Origin of the sequence: Streptomyces sp. NPDC088817 (assembly GCF_044750345.1) — a bacterium.
Taxonomy (GTDB): Bacteria; Actinomycetota; Actinomycetes; order Streptomycetales; family Streptomycetaceae; genus Streptomyces.
In genome coordinates this window covers 92,967-113,008 of the sequence record NZ_JBIVJN010000002.1, presented here as the reverse complement: position 1 = coordinate 113,008, position 20,042 = coordinate 92,967, and the positions used below count along the sequence as shown (strand labels likewise).

At 72.8% G+C, this 20,042-nt stretch carries 12 protein-coding genes and 1 tRNA gene; 7 read left to right on the top strand and 6 right to left on the bottom strand.

The genetic code is table 11. The annotated features are described in order from the left end of the window. Window positions 1-101: 101 nt before the first annotated feature. The 3 genes from ACIP4X_RS04110 to ACIP4X_RS04100 form a co-directional block, all read right to left on the bottom strand. The gene (locus ACIP4X_RS04110) at window positions 102-1,076 is read right to left on the bottom strand and encodes a ribose-phosphate diphosphokinase (protein WP_358734929.1); all 975 of its coding nucleotides are present in this window, start codon (window positions 1,074-1,076) and stop codon (window positions 102-104) included. Window positions 1,077-1,163: 87 nt separating this feature from the next. Then, window positions 1,164-2,612 (bottom strand): bifunctional UDP-N-acetylglucosamine diphosphorylase/glucosamine-1-phosphate N-acetyltransferase GlmU, encoded by a 1,449-nt coding sequence (gene glmU, locus ACIP4X_RS04105; protein WP_358734928.1) that lies wholly within the window; start codon window positions 2,610-2,612, stop codon window positions 1,164-1,166. Window positions 2,613-2,740: 128 nt separating this feature from the next. Then, a tRNA-Gln gene (locus ACIP4X_RS04100) sits at window positions 2,741-2,813 on the bottom strand. Window positions 2,814-2,910: 97 nt separating this feature from the next. Here ACIP4X_RS04100 and ACIP4X_RS04095 point away from each other — a divergent pair. Next, entirely contained in the window at window positions 2,911-4,257 is a 1,347-nt protein-coding gene (locus tag ACIP4X_RS04095; protein ID WP_391453951.1) for a histidine kinase, read from the top strand. A gap of 75 nt (window positions 4,258-4,332) precedes the next feature. Here the strand turns inward: ACIP4X_RS04095 and ACIP4X_RS04090 are convergent, their stop codons facing one another. Together ACIP4X_RS04090 and ACIP4X_RS04085 are read right to left on the bottom strand one after the other, a co-directional pair. After that, the gene (locus ACIP4X_RS04090) at window positions 4,333-4,857 is read right to left on the bottom strand and encodes an SUKH-3 domain-containing protein (protein ID WP_358734925.1); all 525 of its coding nucleotides are present in this window, start codon (window positions 4,855-4,857) and stop codon (window positions 4,333-4,335) included. A 102-nt stretch (window positions 4,858-4,959) separates the two neighbouring features. Next, a complete protein-coding gene (locus ACIP4X_RS04085; protein WP_358734923.1) occupies window positions 4,960-5,475 on the bottom strand; it encodes a YwqJ-related putative deaminase in 516 nt (171 codons plus the stop codon). A gap of 313 nt (window positions 5,476-5,788) precedes the next feature. Here ACIP4X_RS04085 and ACIP4X_RS04080 point away from each other — a divergent pair, with 313 nt between their 5' ends. The 3 genes from ACIP4X_RS04080 to ACIP4X_RS04070 all read left to right on the top strand — a co-directional run bounded on the left by ACIP4X_RS04080 (window position 5,789) and on the right by ACIP4X_RS04070 (window position 10,846). After that, entirely contained in the window at window positions 5,789-6,808 is a 1,020-nt protein-coding gene (locus ACIP4X_RS04080) for an SMI1/KNR4 family protein (RefSeq protein WP_358734921.1), read from the top strand. Window positions 6,809-6,816: 8 nt separating this feature from the next. Beyond that, window positions 6,817-9,786, top strand: a complete 2,970-nt coding sequence (locus tag ACIP4X_RS04075; protein WP_401346512.1) for an SUKH-4 family immunity protein — start codon at window positions 6,817-6,819, stop codon at window positions 9,784-9,786. Between the two features lie 172 nt (window positions 9,787-9,958). Then, the gene (locus tag ACIP4X_RS04070; protein WP_391453946.1) at window positions 9,959-10,846 is read left to right on the top strand and encodes a cellulose-binding protein; all 888 of its coding nucleotides are present in this window, start codon (window positions 9,959-9,961) and stop codon (window positions 10,844-10,846) included. 19 nt (window positions 10,847-10,865) lie between these two features. Here the strand turns inward: ACIP4X_RS04070 and ACIP4X_RS04065 are convergent, their stop codons facing one another. After that, on the bottom strand, window positions 10,866-12,359 hold the full coding sequence (locus tag ACIP4X_RS04065; RefSeq protein WP_358734915.1) for an MFS transporter: 1,494 nt from the start codon (window positions 12,357-12,359) through the stop codon (window positions 10,866-10,868). Between the two features lie 415 nt (window positions 12,360-12,774). Between ACIP4X_RS04065 and ACIP4X_RS04060 the strand changes: the two genes are divergently transcribed. From ACIP4X_RS04060 to mfd, 3 genes are all read left to right on the top strand, one after another. Next, on the top strand, window positions 12,775-13,593 hold the full coding sequence (locus tag ACIP4X_RS04060) for an ATP-binding cassette domain-containing protein (RefSeq protein WP_391453943.1): 819 nt from the start codon (window positions 12,775-12,777) through the stop codon (window positions 13,591-13,593). After that, window positions 13,590-16,169, top strand: coding sequence for an FtsX-like permease family protein (locus ACIP4X_RS04055; RefSeq protein ID WP_391453941.1), 2,580 nt, complete (start codon window positions 13,590-13,592; stop codon window positions 16,167-16,169). Before ACIP4X_RS04060 ends, ACIP4X_RS04055 begins: the two co-directional genes overlap by 4 nt. A gap of 240 nt (window positions 16,170-16,409) precedes the next feature. After that, window positions 16,410-19,952 carry a transcription-repair coupling factor gene (gene mfd / locus ACIP4X_RS04050; protein ID WP_391453938.1) on the top strand — a complete coding sequence of 1,181 codons (3,543 nt, stop codon included), beginning with the start codon at window positions 16,410-16,412 and terminating at the stop codon, window positions 19,950-19,952. Window positions 19,953-20,042 lie beyond the last annotated feature (90 nt).

Sequence of the window (20,042 nt, the reverse complement as noted above, 5' to 3'; positions counted from 1 at the left end):
CGAGAACGAGTACGGCCTCCCTCGCCGAGCAACTGCAGCAGTCTACTCGGAGGGGGAGGCCGGACCCAAAACGATCTACAGGCGTTCCACAGGCGTGGTCGTCACTGCTCGTCGAACAGGCTCGTCACCGAACCGTCCTCGAACACCTCGCGCACCGCGCGCGCGATCGTCGGCGCGATGGACAGCACCGTGATCTTGTCCAGTTCCAGCTCGTTCGGCGTCGGCAGCGTGTTGGTGAACACGAACTCGCTCACCTTGGAGTTCTTCAGCCGGTCCGCCGCGGGACCCGACAGCACGCCGTGCGTCGCCGTCACGATCACGTCCTCCGCGCCGTGCGCGAACAGGGCGTCCGCGGCGGCGCAGATGGTGCCACCGGTGTCGATCATGTCGTCCACCAGGACGCAGACACGGCCCTTCACGTCACCGACGACCTCGTGCACGGTGACCTTGTTCGCCACGTCCTTGTCGCGCCGCTTGTGCACGATCGCCAGCGGGGCGCCCAGCCGGTCGCACCAGCGGTCCGCCACCCGCACCCGGCCGGCGTCCGGGGACACCACCGTCAGCTTCGAGCGGTCCACCTTGTTGCCCACGTAGTCCGCCAGCAGCGGCAGCGCGAACAGGTGGTCCACCGGCCCGTCGAAGAAGCCCTGGATCTGGTCCGTGTGCAGATCCACGGTCAGGATGCGGTCGGCGCCCGCGGTCTTCATCAGGTCCGCGATCAGGCGCGCCGAGATCGGTTCACGCCCCCGGTGCTTCTTGTCCTGCCGCGCGTAACCGTAGAACGGCACGATGACCGTGATGGAACGGGCCGACGCGCGCTTCAGCGCGTCGATCATGATCAGCTGCTCCATGATCCACTTGTTGATCGGAGCGGTGTGGCTCTGGATCAGGAAGCAGTCCGCGCCGCGGGCCGACTCCTGATAACGCACGTAGATCTCGCCGTTCGCGAAGTCGAACGCTTTGGTCGGGACGACCCCGACACCCAGCTCGTGGGCGATTTCCTCGGCAAGCTCGGGGTGGGCGCGGCCGGAGAAGAACATCATCTTCTTCTCGCCGGTCGTCTTGATCCCGGTCACAGCAGTGTCTCCTCAGCGGGTTTTCGCAGCGGGGTGGGGACGTGTGCACTTATCACGGTACGCCGTCTTTGGCGTGCCGCTTTCCGGTCAGGCTTCGCGCTCCGGCTGTCCGGATACCGCCTCGGCCGCCTTCGCCGCCGCGCTTCCGGGACGCTTGCGAGCCACCCAGCCCTCGATATTCCGCTGCTGGCCACGGGCCACGGCCAGCGAACCGGGCGGCACGCTCTTGGTGATCACGGACCCGGCAGCGGTGTAGGCGCCGTCCCCGATCGTGACGGGAGCCACAAACATGTTGTCCGAACCGGTCTTGCAGTGCGAGCCGACCGTCGTGTGGTGCTTGCTCTCCCCGTCGTAGTTCACGAACACGCTCGCCGCGCCGATGTTCGTGTACTCGCCGATGGTGGCGTCACCGACGTACGACAGGTGGGGAACCTTGGTGCCCTCGCCGATCGAGGCGTTCTTCGTCTCGACGTACGTACCCACCTTCGACTTCACCCCGAGCCGCGTACCCGGCCGCAGGTACGCGTACGGCCCCACGGAGGCCTGCGGGCCCACCACGGCGCCGTCGGACACCGTGTTGTCCACCCGCGCGCCCGCGCCGACCCGGGTGTTCGTCAGACGGCTGTTGGGGCCCACCTCGCAGCCCTCGCCGAGCCGGGTCGTCCCGTGCAGTTGCGTGCCCGGGTGCACGACGACGTCCTGCTCGAAGGTCACCGTCACGTCGATCCAGGTGGTCGCCGGGTCGACGACCGTGACACCGGCGAGCATCGCGTGCGTCAGAAGGCGGTCGTTGAGGGTCCGCCGCGCCTCGGCGAGCTGCACCCGGTTGTTGATCCCGGCGATCTCCCGGTGGTCGCCGGCCACGCAGGCGCCGACCCGGTGCCCGGCCTCGCGCAGGATCCCGAGGACGTCGGTGAGGTACTCCTCGTGCTGGCTGTTGTCCGTCCGGACCTGGCCCAGCGCCTCGGCGAGCAGCCGCCCGTCGAACGCGAACACCCCGGAGTTGATCTCCCGGATCGCCCGCTGGTCCTCGGTGGCGTCCTTGTGCTCGACGATCGCGGTCACCGCGCCGGTACCGGCGTCGCGCACGATCCGGCCGTAACCGGTCGCGTCCGGGACCTCGGCGCTGAGCACGGTGACGGCGTTGCCGTCCTCCTGGTGCGCGGTGGCCAGCCGCTGGAGGGTCTCACCGGTGAGGAGGGGAGTGTCGCCGCAGACGACGATCACGGTCCCCTCGACGGGCCCGCCGAGCTCTTCGAGGCCCGTCCGGACCGCGTGCCCGGTGCCCTTCTGCTTCTCCTGCACGGCGGTGCGCACCTCGGAGTCGACCTCGGCCAGGTGCGCGGTCACCCGCTCCCGCGCGTGCCCGACCACGACGACCAGGTTCTCCGGCTTCAACTCACGTGCGGCGGCGAGCACATGACCCACCAGTGACCGGCCGCAGAGCTCATGCAGGACCTTCGGTGTGGCCGACTTCATACGGGTGCCCTCACCCGCTGCGAGAACGACGACGGCTGCCGGGCGAATGGCGCTCACGGGATGCCCTTCGGCTGTGGATGGGTGGGGGTGGACATCCGCAGGATACCGGGGCGGTTGTGGGGGGATATGAGAGTGGGCCCCGGCCCGTGGGGGCGGGACCCGGAATGAGACCTTCTGCGCCGGAGCTCCCCCGCAAGGATTCGAACCTTGTCCTGCTGGTACCAAAAACCAGTGTGCTGCCAGTTACACCACGGGGGACAGCGCTTCAGACCTTACCGGAGACGTGCCCGGCTCAGGGCCACGATTCCGTTCCGCCCGCCCTCGGCGCCCCGGCCACCGCCCGTAGGCTGGAGCCATGACCACGACGGGGGAAGACCACGAGGCGGTCCTGACCGGGCCGTGGTGGTGGGCGCGACGGCGCAGCGCGGCACTCGACGGGGGACTCGCGCTGGTGTCCGCCCTGGAGTGCGGGGCCGAGGGCGTGCCGTTCGCCCGGGACGCGGGGATCCCCGTGTCCCTGGGGATCGTGTTCGGGGTACTGGCGGGGGCCGTGCTGCTCATCCGCCGGCGGTGGCCGATCGCCGTGGTGCTGGTGGCGATCGCCATCACACCGGCCCAGATGGGCTTTTTGATGGGCATCGTCGGGCTGTACACCCTGGCCTCGTGCGAGCTGCCCCGCAGAGTGATCGCCGCGCTGGCCGGGATGTCCCTGGTCGGGACGATGATCGTGACGTTCGTGCGGGTGCACCAGGACATGGCGCGCGGGGACCTGACTCTCGGCGACTGGTTCGTGCCCTTCGCCGCGGTGACCACCTCGCTCGGGCTGACGGCGCCTCCGCTGCTCCTCGGCCTGTACGTCGGGGCCCGGCGGCGGCTGATGGAGAGCCTGCGGGAGCGGGCGGACAGCCTGGAGCGGGAGTTGCAGCTGCTCGCGGAGCGGGCGGAGGAACGGGCCGAGTGGGCCCGCAACGAGGAGCGGACCCGGATCGCACGGGAGATGCACGACGTGGTCGCGCACCGGGTGAGTCTGATGGTGGTCCATGCCGCCGCGTTGCAGGCCGTGGCCCGCAAGGACCCGGAGAAGGCGGTGAAGAACGCTGCCCTGGTGGGGGACATGGGGCGGCAGGCGCTGACCGAGCTGCGCGAGATGCTCGGGGTGCTGCGCAGCACGGAGCCCGCCCAGACCCAGCCCCGGGCGCACGTGCCGGAGCAGGGAAGGTCCCGTGCGGCGGACGAGGTGCCGCTCGCCGCGGTGGCGGCCGCCGCGGCGGCCGCGGCCTCCCGCGCCGCCGACGGCGTGCCCGAGGGGCCGTGCCTGTCGGAGCTGGACGAACTGGTCGGGCAGTCGGCGGCCGCCGGGATGCCCGTGGACCTCTCGGTGCACGGCACGGTCCGCTCGTACGCGGCGGAGGTCGAGCAGACGGCGTACCGCGTGGTGCAGGAGGCGCTGACCAACGTCCACAAGCACGCGGCGGGGGCGCAGACATACGTGCGGCTGGCACACCGGACGGCGGAGATCGCGATGCAGGTGGAGAACGAGCCGCCGCCCGAACCCGCCTCGGCGTCGGCGGCGGGGCTGCCGTCGGGCGGGAACGGACTGCTCGGGATGCGGGAGCGGGTCGTCGCGCTGGGCGGAGTGTTCGTGTCGGGGCCGACGGACGCGGGGGGCTTCCGGGTGTCGGCGGTGATCCCGGCGTCGTAGCGGCCCCTTTGGCCGGCGCGCGACGAGCGGTACGCACGCGCGCGTGTGCGCACGCGCGTCTGTACGTACGTGTGCTCAGCCCGTGGTGAGCCGTACGGGTTCCGTGCCGGAGACGAGGGCAGACAGGGCCAGGTCGATGTCGGGGCCCAGGTACCAGTCGCCGGTGTGGTCGAGGGCGTAGACACGGCCTTCGGCGTCGATGGCGAGCAGGGACCGGCTGTCGGTCTCGGTGCCCAGCGGGCTGACCTCGGTGTCCAGGGCGCGGCCGAGGTCGCCGAGGGTGCGGGCCAGGTGGAGGCCGTGCAGCGGATCCAGATCGAGGACGGCGGGGGCGATCCGGCGGCCGGGGCCGGTGGGCGAGACGCGCAGGCCGCCGAACTCCGCCCAGGCCTCGACGGCGGCGGGGAACACGGAGTGGTGGTGGCCGGCGGGCGAGAGGTGTTCGCGCAGGGTGTCGGCCCACATCTCGGCCTGTTTTATGTCCCAGCGTCCCGGCCGCCAGCCGGCGGCGCGCAGCGCGGTCTCGACGGGCCCGGGGAAGCGTGCGGCTCCTCCCCCGTTCTCGGATTGTCGGGGGAAGGGGGCTCGGTCGGTGTGCATCTGCCCTTCGTTCGTGGGTCGTGCCGTGGCGGGTGGCGCCGTGGCGGGGTGCGGGTGGGGGGTTCGCGGGGGCCGCGGCCGGGGGGTTTCCGGGCCGGTGGGTCAGCCCTTGCCCGCGGTGGGGTCGACGACGCGGACGCCGAAGTGGGCGCTGAGCGCGGTGCAGGCCCGGCAGGGGCCGGCGAAGCTGCCGTGCAGGGGGTCGCCGTCCTCGCGGATGCGGCGGGTGGTGAGCTTGGCGTGTTTCAGGCTCTTGCGGGCCTCGCCGTTGCTCATGGGTTTGCGGGCGGCACGTTTGCTGCGCGCCGCGTCGGCGGCGGTGATGTGCCGGGAGATCAGGATGGTCTCGGCGCAGCGGCCGGTGAAACGGTCGCGCTGGGCGCTGGTGAGGGCGTCCAGGAAGTCCTGGACGAGGTGGTGCAGGGCCGGCGGCTCCTCGCCCCGGGCGGCGGTGCCGGTGAGGGTGGCGCCGCGCACGGAGAGCGCCGCGGCGACGGTCGGCAGGATGCCGTCGCGTCGGTGGCGGAGTGCCGGCGCGTGCGGTGTGTCGTCGCTGCTCCAGCCGACTCTTGGGTCTCCGGAAGCGCTCGTGTGCGGTCCCGTCTGCGTCGCGTTCATGATCGTCTTTCCCTCCCGTGCATCCCCCCGGAAACTCACAGAGTGCCAAATGGCGTGCCTGCTGCGGAAGCTGGGGCGGTGTGACACACCCCGTCCGGGGCAGTGCGTCACTGGAGGGTGACGGCTCGTCACGGCGGGGCCGGTTCGGCGGGTGGCGGCCCGGTGACCGGTGACGTCGTACCGCATAGGCTGTCGGCACGCCGCGGTGCGCGCGGTGCACGCGTCGGAGAGAAGTAGGGATACGGGCCTCGGCGGGGCGGAGCAGCGAGCCGGCCGCCGCGGGCCGTACAGAGTGCCTCAGGGGGCAGCAGCCATGACGACAGGTCGGCTCGGGCTGGGGGTACCACCCGGCCGCCAGGCTGGGGGACAGGCCGCGCCGCCGAACGCGGCCTATGCCGGGCAAATCGTGCACTTTCCGGATCCGGTCCGGGCCGCGCGTCACCCGAGAGGGGTGCGGGTGGACGACCGCGGCTTCCCCGACTTCTCGCCGTACGCGCGGGCCGCGGTGGAGATCGCGGAGCCGCCGCAGGGGTTCGGGGTCGACGAACTGCGGCTGACGGACTACGTGTCGGCGAACGCGGCGATGGCCGCGGCGCGGCACGAGCTGTGGGACACGGTGCCGAACGTGGCGACCCCGCACGGCTGGACGTGGCACCACGTGGCCGGCTGCCGGCGCCTGGAACTGGTCCCGGTGGAGGTGAAGGCGCTGCTGCGCCACCACGGCGGGATCGCGACCGCGAACGTCGACCAGAACAAGCGGGGCACCCGCCCGTTGCAGGAGACGCGGCCGGCGCACTTCCGGCTGCCGAAGACGGGTGCGGCGGTGTCGGAGCAGCAGGTGCAGGGGGTCGAGGAGGACCTCGGGTACCGGCTGCCGGGCGCCTACCGCTCGTTCCTGAAGGCTGCGGGCGGCTGCGCGCCGGTCGGGACGGCCCTGGACGCGGAGTTGGGGCTGCTGGTCGACCAGCCGTTCTTCACGGTCCGTGAGGAGGCTGCGGTCAACGACCTGGTGTACGTCAACAAGTGCCTGCGCGACCATCTGACCAAGGACTACCTGGCCGTCGGCTTCGTCCAGGGCGGACTGCTCGCGGTGAAGGTGAAGGGCGAGCGGTCCGGTTCGGTGTGGTTCTGCGCGTACGACGACGCGCGGGACGTGGATCCGTCCTGGCCGCAGGCCGACCGGGTGCAGCGGCTGCTGCTGCCGTGCGGTGAGGACTTCGACGCGTTCCTTTCCCGGCTGGCGGGTTCGCCGCCGGAGCTGGAGACGGTGGCGAACCTGATGGTCGACGGCGGGTTCGTTCGTGCTGCGGCCGTCCCGTCGGTGGGGGAGTGATTCGAGCGATGGTGACGTTCGCGCAGGCGCAGGAGCGCGCGGAAGAGTGGATCAACGGTGACGTGCCCGCGTACCAGCACCGCGAGGTGCGGGTACGGGAGTTCGAGCTGGGCTTCGTGGTGTGGGCGGAGGACCGCGAGGGCGGCCCGCGCCTGGACGGGGGCGCGCAGCGGCTGGTGATCGCCCGGGACAGCGGGGAGGCCACGCTGTGGCCCGCGCTGCCGGTGGGCGAGGTGGTGCGTCGGTACGAGGAGGAGTACGGCCGGGTCGAGCCGGCCGCCGCCGCGGCCCCGCCTCCGGCGCGGGTGGACCTGAACCAGACGTCCTTCCTGCTGACCCCGCCGGAGTGGCTTCAGGAGGCGGCGGACCGGATGGGCATTCCGGACCGGCGCGGTGAGTCGGGCGCGGCGGCCTCCGCCGCCGCGTCCGCGGAGGCGGCCGGGAGTGGGCCGCTTCCTCCGACGCAGGCGGGGGTGCCGCTGGGCGCGGGTGCGCCGGGTACGCCGGCGGGGGCGACCCCGTGGGCGGGTACGGACACCAACGCCGACACCGGGGACGACCGTTCCGTGCCGCTGCCGGCGACCGTGTTCGCGCCGCCGCTGAGCGGCTCCGACGACGACACTCCGCCGCCCGCCTCCCCGCCGGACGCCAAGACGGCGCTGATGGCGGGCGGCAGCGCCCTCCCGCGCACGACCGTCGGGCCGGCGGTCGGCGTCCCCGACGGGCCGGTGCCGCCGGGAGGTTCACCGGCCGGCGGCACACCGCCGCCGTCCGGGGCGGCGGGTGGAGCGGGCTACGGGTATCCGGGCGGCCCGGGTGGGCCGGGTGCTCCGGCTACGCCGCCTCCGCCGGTTCCGGGTGTGCCGGGTGGTGCGGAGTACGGGTATCCGCAGGGGCCGGGTGCCCCGGGGGCTCCGGGTACGAGTACGCCGCCGCCTCCCTCGTCGGCGTCCCCGGCCGTGGGTGGTGCGGAGTACGGGTATCCGCAGGGGCCGGGTGGGCCCGGTGCCCCGCTGGCTCCGGGTACGCCGCCGCCTCCGTCGTCCGTGCCCGGAGCCGTGGGTGGTGCGGGTTACGGGTATCCGCGGGGGCCCGGTGGACCGGGCACTCCTCCGGGTGCGCAGGCGCCCGGCGGTGGCCCTCACGGGCGGCCGCCGCTCGCGCCCGACGCCGGTGACATCGCCGACGCCGCGACCAGCAAGGCGGCGCCTCCGCCCCGCCGTGGGGGTGGTGCGTCCGCGCCTCCGCCGCCGGGTGCTCCGGGCACGCCGGGTGCGCGGCCCGGTGCCCCGCCCCCGCCGGGCGCCTCCGGCGGATACGTACCGACCCAGCTCGTGTCGTCGCTCGGCCCCGACGGGCCCGAGGGGCTCACCGGTCCGGGCACGCCCGGCGGTAGGCCCCCGGGCGGCGTCCACCACGCCGCCACGATGCTCGCCGACCCCGGCCAGAGCGGCGGGGGCGCCCCGCACCCGCCGGCCCCGCCCGGCGCGCCGCAGTCGACGCCGCCGCACGGTGCCTCTGCGGCTCCGGGCGCCCCGGGTGTGCCGCCGGGTGCCGCCGGCGCGCCGCCGCACGGTGCCCCCGCAGCTCCGGGTGCCCCCGGCATGCCGCCGGGTGCCCCGGGCATGCCGGCCGCCCCCGGCGCGCCGGGCGCCGTGCACCACGCCGCCACGATGCTGGCCGCGCCGCCCTCGGGCGGCCCCCACACGCCTCCGCCGCCCCCGGGCGCCCCTGGCGTGCCGGGGGTGCCTCCGGGCACCCCGCCGCCGACGCCGCCGGGCGCGGTACCGCCGCCGGGCATGCCGCCTGCGCCGGGTCAGGCCGTTCCGGGTCAGCCGCCCATGCCCGGTCAGGCCGTTGCGGGGCAGCCGCCCGCGCCCGGGCAGGCCGTGCCCGGACCGCCGCCCCCTCCGGGGCAGCCGCCCATGCCTGGTCAGGCGATGCCCGGTCAGCCGCCCATGCCCGGGCAGCGGCCGGGGGCCTACGGTTACCCCCAGCAGGGGCAGCCGACCGTGGGGCCCGGCTATCAGGCCGTGTTGCGCTACCGCGCGCACGACGGTTCCGAGCAGCAGCTGATCCGGCGCTCCGCGCCCGGCACGCCGCACCCGGAGTGGCAGATCTTCCACGAGCTGCGGGCCATGAACGTGCCGCCGGACCGGGTCCTCGAACTGCACACGGAGCTGGAGTCCTGCCAGTTGCCGGGCGCGTACTGCGCGCGGATGATCCGTGAGCAGTGGCCGCAGGCCCGCATCGCGTCCATCGCCCCGTACGGCACCGACCACGCGAGCCGCCAGCAGGGCATGCAGCAACTGCTCGCCCACCAGGGCGAGTTGCACCAGGTGGCGGACGGCCCGGCCCGTCCGGGACCGGTGCGCGCGCCGCTGCCGCCGGTGCAGCCGGTGCCGCCGATCCCCCCGGAGGGGATCGCGCAGGAGCTCGCGGCGGCGTTCGGGCCGGGGCTCTTCCGGTTCGAGCAGGCGGCGGTCTCCCGCCAGGGCGTACCGCCGGTCGTGGCGCACACCCTGGTGGTGGCCGGTCTGCCCATGGACATGGGCCCGTTCTTCTGGGCGCAGGCCCAGCCGGGCCGCCCGGTGCCGACGCTGGCGGAACTGGCGGCCGAGCGCGGGGTGCAGCCCGCCTCGGACGCGGGTTCCTACCTCGTCATGGGCAGCGATTTCGGCAAGGCGGTCTGTGTGCAGTACGGCACGGCGAACATCGTCGCGGTGCCCGTGGAAGGGGGGCCCGGCGGTGCGCCCGTGGCGCCGCAGTTCGTGAACACCGGCCTGCCGGAGTTCGCGCGCTGCCTGGCGCTGCTCGGCCGGATGTGGCGGCTGCGGTTCGGCCTGAACCAGGAGCAGGCGGGCCGCTGGACCGTCGACTTCCAGGCGCAGTTGGCCGCGCTCGACCCGGCCGCGCTCGGTTCGCCCGAGAGCTGGTGGTCGGTGCTGCTGGAGCAGATGTGGGACGGACTGCTGTGAGCGTGTGAGCGTGTGAGCGTTCGGCAAGGGCCGGGCCTGGTCGTGCGACCGGGCCCGGCCCTTTTGCGTTCGCGGCCGACCGCCGGTTGCGCCCGGAGTGTCGCGTTATGAACATTTCCGCCCAATCCCCGAAGATATGCGCGAAATCACCGTCGGCGAAGAGGGGTCCAGGATGGGCAGCGTACCGATGTCGCTCCACGGCTTCGTGGCCGTACGGGGACGCGGCTACCGCCCCGATCAGGCGAACGCCTTCGCGGACGCCCTCTCCGACGACCGGGACGCCGCCTGGGAACGGGCCGCGCGGCTGACCGTCCTGGCCAGGACCATGGAGGAGGACCTCGCGTCCCTGCGGCAGAGGCTCGCCGGGCTCGGCGAGCAGTCCTACGAGTCGCTGGGCGAGAGCGCCCGCCGGCTGTACGAACTGGGGCTGGAGGAGGCGCGGACCATCCGGGAGCGGGCGCGGCAGGCGGGGGACGAACTCCTGGCGGCGGCGCGGACGTACGCCGACGGGGTGCTCCAGGACGCGCGGGCGTACGCCGACGCCGTGCACGCCGAGGCCGACGAGCGGGCCCGGCTGCGGCTCCTCGCGGCCCAGGCGGAGGCCGAGGACGTCCGGATCTCGGTGCGGCGCGAGGTGAAGGAGTCGCGCGGCGAGGCACTGGCGGCGCTGCGGGAGGCGCGGCAGCGCGCGTCCGGGATGCTCACCGAGCAGACTCGCGAGCAGGCGGACGCGCTGGTGGACGCGGAGCACGAGGTGACGGAGCGTCAGGCGGAGCTGGAGGTGCGGCACGCCGAACGGGTGGCGGCCGCCGAGACGGCGCTGTCCGAGGCCGAGCAGGCCCTCGTCGACGCCCGGGAGGCGGCGCGGCGCGACCCGGAGGAGGCGCGTGCGCGGGCGGCGGAGATGCTGGCCGAGGCCCGGCTGCGGGCCGACCGGATCGCCCACGAGACCGAGCAGGTGCTGCGCGAGCACGGCGAGGTGTGGGACGCCGTACGGTCCCAGATGGACACCGTGCAGGACAGCATCACGGCCCTGAAGGAAGGGGCCTGGGCCGAGTAGTGCCCCGCGGCCGGCAGCCCTACTCCTTCAGTACGGGGAAGCGGCGCGGCGCCAGCACCAGCAGCACCGTGAACGCCAGCGCCGCCGCGCACCCCGCCCCCACGTACACGGCGTGGACCGCGTCCGCGATGGCCCGCCGGGTCGCCTCGGGGGCCGTGCCCGAACTCAGCGCCCTCGTCACCGAGTCCAGGTCGCTCGCGCCGCCGAGGCGTGTGGCCAGCACCCCGTTGGCGACCGCGCCGAAGACGGAGGCGCCGAGCGTCTGGCCGGTCTGGCGGCAGAAGAGGACGGAGGCGGTGGCGGTGCCCCGCTCCGACCACCCCACCGTCGACTGCACGCCCACGAGCAGGGGGAGCTGGAACAGGCCGAGGGCCGCCCCCAGCACCAGCATCAGAGCGGTCGGCTGCCAGGCCGCACCGGGACAGGGCAGGAACGGGAAGGCGAACAGGGTCAGGGCCGCCACGCCGATGCCGAGCATCGCGGTGTTGCGGAAGCCGATCCGCCGGTAGACGTGCTGGCTGAGCGCCGCCGACAGCGGCCAGCTCAGCGTCCAGACCGACAGGACGAATCCGGCCGCCACCGGTGCCAGCCCGAGCACCGCCTGGGCGTACGTCGGCAGGAAGACCGTGGGGGCGACCATCAGCAGCCCGAGGGCGCCCAGGGCGAGATTCACCGCGGCGATCGTACGGCGGCGCCACACCCAGCCCGGCAGGATCGGCTCGGCCGCCCGCCGCTCGATCACCACCACGGCGGCGGCCAGCGCGAGTCCCGTACCGAACAGGGCGAGCGACGGCGCCGACAGCCACGGCCAGGCCACCCCGCCCTGCACCACCGCGGTGAGCAGGGCGCCCGCGCACGCGAACACCGCCAGCGCGCCCGCCCAGTCGACGCGCGGGCGGGACCGCCGCTCCCGCTCGGGCTCGCGGAGATGGCGGACGATCAGCCACAGGGCGGCGGCACCGATCGGCAGGTTGACCAGGAAGATCCAGCGCCAGTCGGCGTAGGCGGCCAGGGCGCCGCCCAGCGCGGGTCCGGCGATCGCCGACACCGCCCACACCGTGGAGAGCCTCGCCTGGATCCTCGGGCGCTGTTCCAGCGGGTACAGGTCGGCGGCGAGCGTCTGGACCGTGCCCTGCAACGCCCCGCCGCCCAGGCCCTGCACGACGCGGAAGGCGATCAGCGCGCCCATGTTCCAGGCGCCGGCGCACAGCAGGGAGCCGAGGAGGAAGACGACCGCGCCCGCGACGAGCACCGGTTTGCGGCCGAAGGTGTCGGACAGCTTGCCGTAGACGGGCAGGCTCACCGTCACCGCCAGCAGATAGCCGGAGAACAGCCAGGAGAAGACGGAGAAGCCGCCGAGGTCCCCGACGATCTGCGGCACGGCCGTCGACACGATCGTCGAGTCGAGCGCGGCCAGCGCCATGGCCAGCATCAGCGCGGCGACGACCGCGCCCCGCCGGTCGGCCGTGCCGGGCCGGGCGACCTGCCGTGTCGCGGGTTCGGTGCCGCCCACTCCGGATCCTTTCCCCCTGCATCCATCTGCCGCAGGGCAGCTTCCCACTCGACCCTCCTGTGCGGGAGGGCGCGGGCCGGGGGCCCTGCGGCGGAGGCGACCCTGAGAACGGCTCCTCCCGCGGACGGGGACCCCCTAGGGGAAGCTCCGTACCCGGGGTGGGGGAGGGCTCGTACCGGCGGAGGACGAGCGGGGACGGTGCCGCTCCTTAACCTGGTCCTACGTCGCGGGGGCGGTACGCCACAGCGGCGGGGGTGGGGTTTTCCCCCGGAGAAGACTGCGCTGAGCACCAGCGCGCCGGACACCCCCCGTCGAGCAGACTCATCGGCGTACCGAGGCACACGACGTACACACCCACTTCGCACGTGACGCAGCACCGGACGCTTCATCACGGGACAGACATAGGAGACTTGACGTGACAACGGCTGTGACCATTCCCAGGCACGGGGGTACTGGAGGGACTACGGCCGTCGCCGCGCGGGCGCGGCAGGTCGTGAAGGCGTACGGGGCCGGGGAGACCCGGGTCGTCGCGCTCGACCACGTCGACGTGGACATCGACCGCGGCCGGTTCACCGCGATCATGGGGCCTTCGGGCTCCGGCAAGTCCACGCTGATGCACTGCCTCGCCGGTCTCGACACCGTGACGAGCGGACAGATCTTCCTGGACGACACCGAGATCACCGGCCTGAAGGACAAGAAGCTCACGCGGCTGCGCCGGGACCGGATCGGTTTCATCTTCCAGGCGTTCAACCTGCTGCCCACGCTGAACGCGCTGGAGAACATCACCCTGCCCATGGACATCGCCGGCCGCAGGCCGGACGCCAAGTGGCTGGAGCAGGTGGTGGAGACCGTCGGCCTCGCGGGACGGCTCAAGCACCGGCCCAACCAGCTCTCCGGCGGCCAGCAGCAGCGCGTCGCCGTGGCCCGGGCCCTGGCCGCCCGGCCCGAGATCATCTTCGGTGACGAGCCGACCGGCAATCTGGACTCCCGCGCGGGCGCCGAGGTGCTGGGCTTCCTGCGCCGCTCCGTGGACGACCTGGGCCAGACGATCGTGATGGTCACGCACGACCCGGTGGCCGCCTCCCACGCCGACCGCGTGCTGTACCTGGCCGACGGCCGGATCGTCGACGAGATGCACCAGCCGACGGCCGATCAGGTCCTCGACCGCATGCTGTGTTTTTCTGGGGGACACCCCCAGACCCCCGACTTCGACGCCCGGGGGCGTACGTCATGACCGTCCTGAAGACCTCCCTGCGCAACTTCTTCGCGCACAAGGGGCGCATGGCGCTGTCGGCCGTGGCGGTGCTGCTGTCGGTGGCCTTCGTCTGCGGCACTCTGGTTTTCACCGACACCATGAACACGACGTTCGACAAGCTGTTCCAGGCGACGTCCTCGGACGTGACGGTCAGTACCAAGGCCGCGTCCGACTCGGGTGAGACCACCTCCCGCACCGGCAAGCCGCCGGTCCTGCCGGCCTCCGTGCTCGGCGAGGTGCGCCGGGCCCAGGGCGTGCGGGCGGCCGAGGGAACGGTGTTCTCCACCTCCGTGACCGTCGTCGACGCCGACAAGGACAAGCTGTCGCCCAGCAGCGGCGCGCCCACCATCGTCGGCAACTGGAACGACAACGACTCCCGCACCATGAAGATCACCTCCGGTGCGGCGCCCAAGGGCCCGGACCAGGTGATGGTCGACGCCGACACCGCCGACAAGCACCACCTGAAGCTCGGCGACGAGATCGGTCTGATCACCGCGGTCGGCACCCACCGCGCGCACGTGTCCGGCATCGCCGCCTTCACCGTCACCAACCCCGGCGCGGCGATCTTCTACCTGGACACCCCGACCGCCCAGCGGACCCTGGTCGGCCGGACCGGCGTGTACACGAACGTCAACGTCACCGCCGCCCAGGGCGTCACCGACGAGCAGCTGAAGAAGAACGTGTCCGCCGCGCTCGGCGCCGGCTACAAGGTGCAGACGGCCAAGGAGGTCGCCGACGCCAACCAGAAGGACATCGAGAGCTTCCTGAACGTGATGAAGTACGGGATGCTCGGCTTCGCCGGAATCGCCTTCCTCGTCGGCATCTTCCTGATCATCAACACCTTCTCGATGCTGGTCGCCCAGCGCACCCGTGAGATCGGCCTGATGCGCGCCATCGGCTCCTCCCGCCGCCAGGTCAACCGGTCCGTGCTGATCGAGGCGCTCCTGCTGGGCGTGGTCGGCTCCGTGCTCGGCGTCGGGGCGGGCGTCGGCATCGCGGTCGCCCTGATGAAGATCATGGGCCAGGCGGGCATGAACCTGTCCACCGACGACCTCACGGTCGCCTGGACCACCCCCGTCATCGGCCTGGTCCTCGGCGTGGTCGTCACCGTCCTCGCCGCCTACCTGCCCGCCCGGCGGGCCGGCAAGATCTCCCCGATGGCCGCCCTGCGCGACGCGGGCACCCCGGCCGACGGCAGGGCCGGCACGATCCGCGCCGTCATCGGCCTGGTCCTCACCGGCGCAGGCGCCGCGAGCCTGTACGCCGCCGCCGAGGCCACGAAGGCCACCCAGGGCTCGGCGTGGCTGGGTCTGGGCGTAGTGCTCACCCTGATCGGTCTCGTCGTCGTCGGCCCGCTGCTCGTGGGCGGTCTGGTCCGCGTCCTCAGCGTGGTCCTGCTGCGGATCTTCGGCCCGGTCGGGCGGATGGCCGAGCGCAACGCCCTGCGCAACCCGCGCCGCACCGGCGCCACCGGCGCCGCGCTGATGATCGGCCTGGCCCTGGTGGCATGCCTGTCGGTGGTCGGCTCCTCGATGGTCGCCTCCGCCACCGACCAGCTCGACAAGACCGTCGGCACGGACTTCATCCTCCAGAGCGACAACGGCGAGGTCATCACCCCGCAGGCGGTGAAGGCCGTGAAGGACGTCCCGGGTCTTGAGCGGGTCACCGAGTACAAGCTCGTGGACGTCTCCCTGACCACGCCGGACGGCCGTACCTCCAAGAACGAGATGATCAACGCGGCCGACCCGACGTACGCCCAGGACCTGCGCACCAAGACGGTCTCCGGCACGCTCGCCGACGCCTACCGGGCCGACTCGATGTCCGTCCCCGAAGGCTTCGCCAAGAAGCACGGCATCAAGCAGGGGGCCACGGTCGAGGTCGGGTTCAAGGGCGGCAGGACGGCCGCGCTCACGGTCCGCGCGATCACCAGCGACGACGGCTTGATCGACAACGGCGCGATGTACGTCTCGATCGCCACGGTCGGAAAGTACCTGCCTGCCGACCGGATGCCGCTCGACCTGCTGCTCTTCGCCACAGCCAAGGACGGGCAGGAGACCGCCGCGTATCAGGCGCTCAAGTCCGCCCTGCATGACTACCCGCAGTACACCGTGCGCGACCAGACCGACTACAAGAAGGAGCTGGAGAACCAGATCGGCCAGCTGCTCGACATGGTCTACGCACTGCTGGCCCTGGCGATCATCGTCGCCGTCCTCGGTGTGGTGAACACCCTGGCGCTGTCGGTGGTCGAGCGGACGAGGGAGATCGGCCTGATGCGGGCGATCGGCCTCTCCCGCCGCCAGCTGCGCCGCATGATCCGCCTGGAGTCCGTGGTGATCGCCCTGTTCGGCGCGCTGCTCGGCCTGGGGCTCGGCATGGGCTGGGGCGCGACCGCCCAGAAGCTCCTCGCCCTGGAGGGCCTGAAGGTCCTGGAGATCCCCTGGGTCACGATCATCGTGGTCTTCGTCGGCTCGGCCCTCGTGGGCCTGTTCGCCTCCCTGGTCCCGGCCTTCCGGGCCGGCCGGATGAACGTCCTGAACGCGATCGCGACCGACTAGCGAGCGAGATGCGCCGCCTCCGCGGACGGGGGTCACGGAGGAGCCCGGTGCCGGGAAGTCAGGGGGACTTCCCGGCACCGGGCCTGTGCCGGAAGGGGCGGCGGGGGCGCGAGCGGGGTTGTCCACAGCCTCCGCGGGCCGACTGCCCGGCGGCGTACGCTGAAGGAACCCCCGGCCCGTCGCACGAGTCGGGTCCTTCGCGTTGCCCACCCTCGGACGGATTCGGACGGAAAGCCCCCCATGAGCCTGCACGGTCTGCTCGACGCCGTCGTCAAGGACCCCGCCCTCGCGGAAGCGATCACCGCGGCGGCGGACGGCAACCGCATGCACGTGGACCTCGTCGGTCCCCCCGCCGCCCGGCCCTTCGCCGTCGCCGCGCTGGCCCGTGAGTCCGCCCGTCCCGTGCTCGCGGTGACGGCGACCGGCCGCGAGGCCGAGGACCTGGTCGCGGCCCTGCGCTCGCTGCTGCCCGCCGAGGGCGTCGTGGAGTACCCGTCCTGGGAGACCCTGCCGCACGAGCGGCTCAGCCCGCGCAGCGACACCGTCGGCCGGCGCCTGGCCGTGCTGCGCCGCCTGGCCCACCCGAGCCCCGACGATCCGGAGACCGGACCGGTCTCCGTCGTCGTCGCCCCCGTGCGCTCGGTGCTCCAGCCCCAGGTCAAGGGGCTGGGCGACCTGGTGCCTGTGGCCCTGCGGGCGGGGCGGACCGCCGACCTGGGCAAGGTGGTGGACGCCCTCGCCGCCGCCGCGTACTCCCGCGTGGAGCTGGTGGAGAAGCGCGGCGAGTTCGCCGTGCGCGGCGGCATCCTCGACGTCTTCCCGCCCACCGAGGAACACCCCCTGCGCATCGAGTTCTGGGGCGACGAGGTCGAGGAGATCCGGTACTTCAAGGTCGCCGACCAGCGCTCCCTGGAGGTCGCCGAGCACGGACTGTGGGCCCCGCCCTGCCGTGAGCTGCTGCTCACCGAGGACGTACGCACGCGTGCGCGTGCCCTCGCCGAGCGGCATCCGGAACTGGGCGAGCTGCTGGGCAGGATCGCCGAGGGCATCGCCGTGGAGGGCATGGAGTCCCTGGCGCCGGTCCTGGTCGACGACATGGAGCTGCTGCTCGACGTGCTGCCCAAGGGCGCCATGACCGTGGTGTGCGACCCCGAGCGGGTGCGCACGCGCGCTTCGGACCTGGTGGCGACCTCCCAGGAGTTCCTCCAGGCGTCCTGGGCGGCCTCCGCCGGCGGGGGAGAGTCGCCCATCGACCTCGGCGCGGCCTCCCTGTGGTCGATCGCGGACGTCCGGGACCGGGCGCGCGAACTGGACATGATGTGGTGGTCGGTGTCGCCGTTCGCCGCGGACGAGACGGCGTACGAGGGCGACGGGGACGCGCTCAAGCTGGGCATGCACGCGCCCGAGACATACCGCGGGGACATCGCCAAGGCGCTCGCCGACACCAAGGGCTGGCTCGCCGACGGCTGGCGCGCCGTCTACGTCACCGAGGGCCACGGCCCGGCCTCGCGCACCGTCGAGGTGCTGGGCGGGGAGGGCATCGCGGCCCGCCTCGACGTGGACCTCGGCGGGCTGTCCCCGTCGGTCGTGCACGTGGCCTGCGGCGGCATCGACCACGGCTTCGTCGACACCGCGCTGAAGCTGGCCGTGCTCACCGAGACCGACCTGACCGGCCAGAAGACGGCCGGCCGCGACGGTGCGCGGATGCCGGTGCGGCGGCGCAAGACCATCGACCCGCTGACCCTGGAGACGGGCGACTACATCGTCCACGAGCAGCACGGCGTGGGCCGCTACATCGAGATGGTGCAGCGCACGGTGCAGGGCGCGACCCGTGAGTACCTGGTGGTGGAGTACGCCCCGGCCAAGCGCGGCCAGCCCGGCGACCGCCTGTACATCCCCACCGACCAGCTCGAACAGATCACCAAGTACGTCGGCGGCGAGGCGCCCACCCTGCACCGGCTCGGCGGCGCCGACTGGACGAAGACCAAGGCGCGGGCGAAGAAGGCGGTCAAGGAGATCGCCGCCGACCTGATCAGGCTCTACAGCGCGCGGATGGCCGCGCCCGGGCACGCCTTCGGCACGGACACGCCGTGGCAGCGCGAGCTGGAGGACGCCTTCCCGTACGCGGAGACCCCGGACCAGCTCACCACGATCGCCGAGGTCAAGGAGGACATGGAGAAGTCGGTCCCGATGGACCGCCTGATCTGCGGCGACGTCGGCTACGGCAAGACGGAGATCGCGGTCCGCGCCGCCTTCAAGGCCGTCCAGGACGGCAAGCAGGTCGCCGTCCTGGTCCCGACGACGCTGCTGGTGCAGCAGCACTTCGGCACGTTCTCCGAGCGGTACGCGCAGTTCCCGGTGAACGTCAGAGCGCTCTCCCGCTTCCAGACCGACACCGAGGCCAAGGCGGTCGTGGAGGGACTCGGCGACGGCGCGGTGGACGTCGTCATCGGCACCCACCGCCTGTTCTCCTCGCAGACGAAGTTCAAGGACCTCGGCCTGGTCATCGTCGACGAGGAGCAGCGCTTCGGCGTCGAGCACAAGGAGCAGCTGAAGAAGCTCCGCGCGAACGTCGACGTCCTGACCATGTCGGCGACCCCGATCCCGCGCACGCTGGAGATGGCGGTGACCGGCATCCGCGAGATGTCGACGATCACCACCCCGCCGGAGGAGCGGCACCCGGTGCTGACGTTCGTCGGGCCGTACGAGGAGAAGCAGATCGGCGCGGCGATCCGCCGCGAACTGCTGCGCGAGGGCCAGGTCTTCTACATCCACAACCGGGTGGAGTCCATCGACCGCGCCGCGGCCCGGCTGCGGGAGATCGTCCCCGAGGCGCGCATCGCCACCGCCCACGGCCAGATGTCGGAGGCGGCCCTCGAACAGGTCGTCGTCGACTTCTGGGAGAAGAAGTTCGACGTGCTGGTCTCCACGACGATCGTCGAGTCCGGCATCGACATCTCCAACGCCAACACCCTGATCGTGGAGCGCGGCGACAACTTCGGCCTGTCCCAGCTCCACCAGCTGCGCGGCCGGGTGGGCCGCGGCCGCGAACGCGGCTACGCCTACTTCCTGTACCCGCCGGAGAAGCCGCTGACGGAGACGGCCCACGAGCGCCTGGCGACCATCGCGCAGCACACCGAGATGGGCGCGGGCATGTACGTGGCGATGAAGGACCTGGAGATCCGCGGCGCCGGCAACCTGCTGGGCGGCGAGCAGTCCGGGCACATCGCGGGCGTCGGCTTCGACCTCTACGTCCGCATGGTCGGCGAGGCGGTCGCGGACTACCGGCGGCAGCTGGAGACGGGGGAGATCCAGGAGGAGCCGCCGCTCGAGGTCAAGATCGAGCTGCCGGTGGACGCGCACGTCCCGCACGACTACGCGCCCGGCGAGCGGCTGCGCCTCCAGGCCTACCGGTCCATCGCCTCCGCCGACTCCGAGGAGGACATCAAGGCCGTCCGCGAGGAACTCACCGACCGCTACGGCAAGTTGCCCGAGCCGGTGGAGAACCTGCTGCTGGTGGCGGGGCTGCGCCTGCTCGCCCGCGCCTGCGGTGTCGGCGAGATCGTCCTCCAGGGCAACAACATCCGCTTCGCGCCGGTGGAGCTGCGCGAATCGCAGGAGCTGCGGGTCAAGCGCCTCTACCCGGGCTCGGTGATCAAGCCGGCCGTGCACCAGGTCCTCGTGCCCCGGCCCAAGACCGCGAAGATCGGCGGCAAGCCGCTGGTCGGCCGTGAACTGCTCGGCTGGGTAGGGGAGTTCCTGGCGTCCATCCTGGGGTCGTAGCCCGCGCGTTCCCGGGGACGCGGTCGGTACGCGGCCCCCGCGTTCGCGCCCGGTGACCCCTGTACCCCCGTGTGGCCTGCGCATACTGCC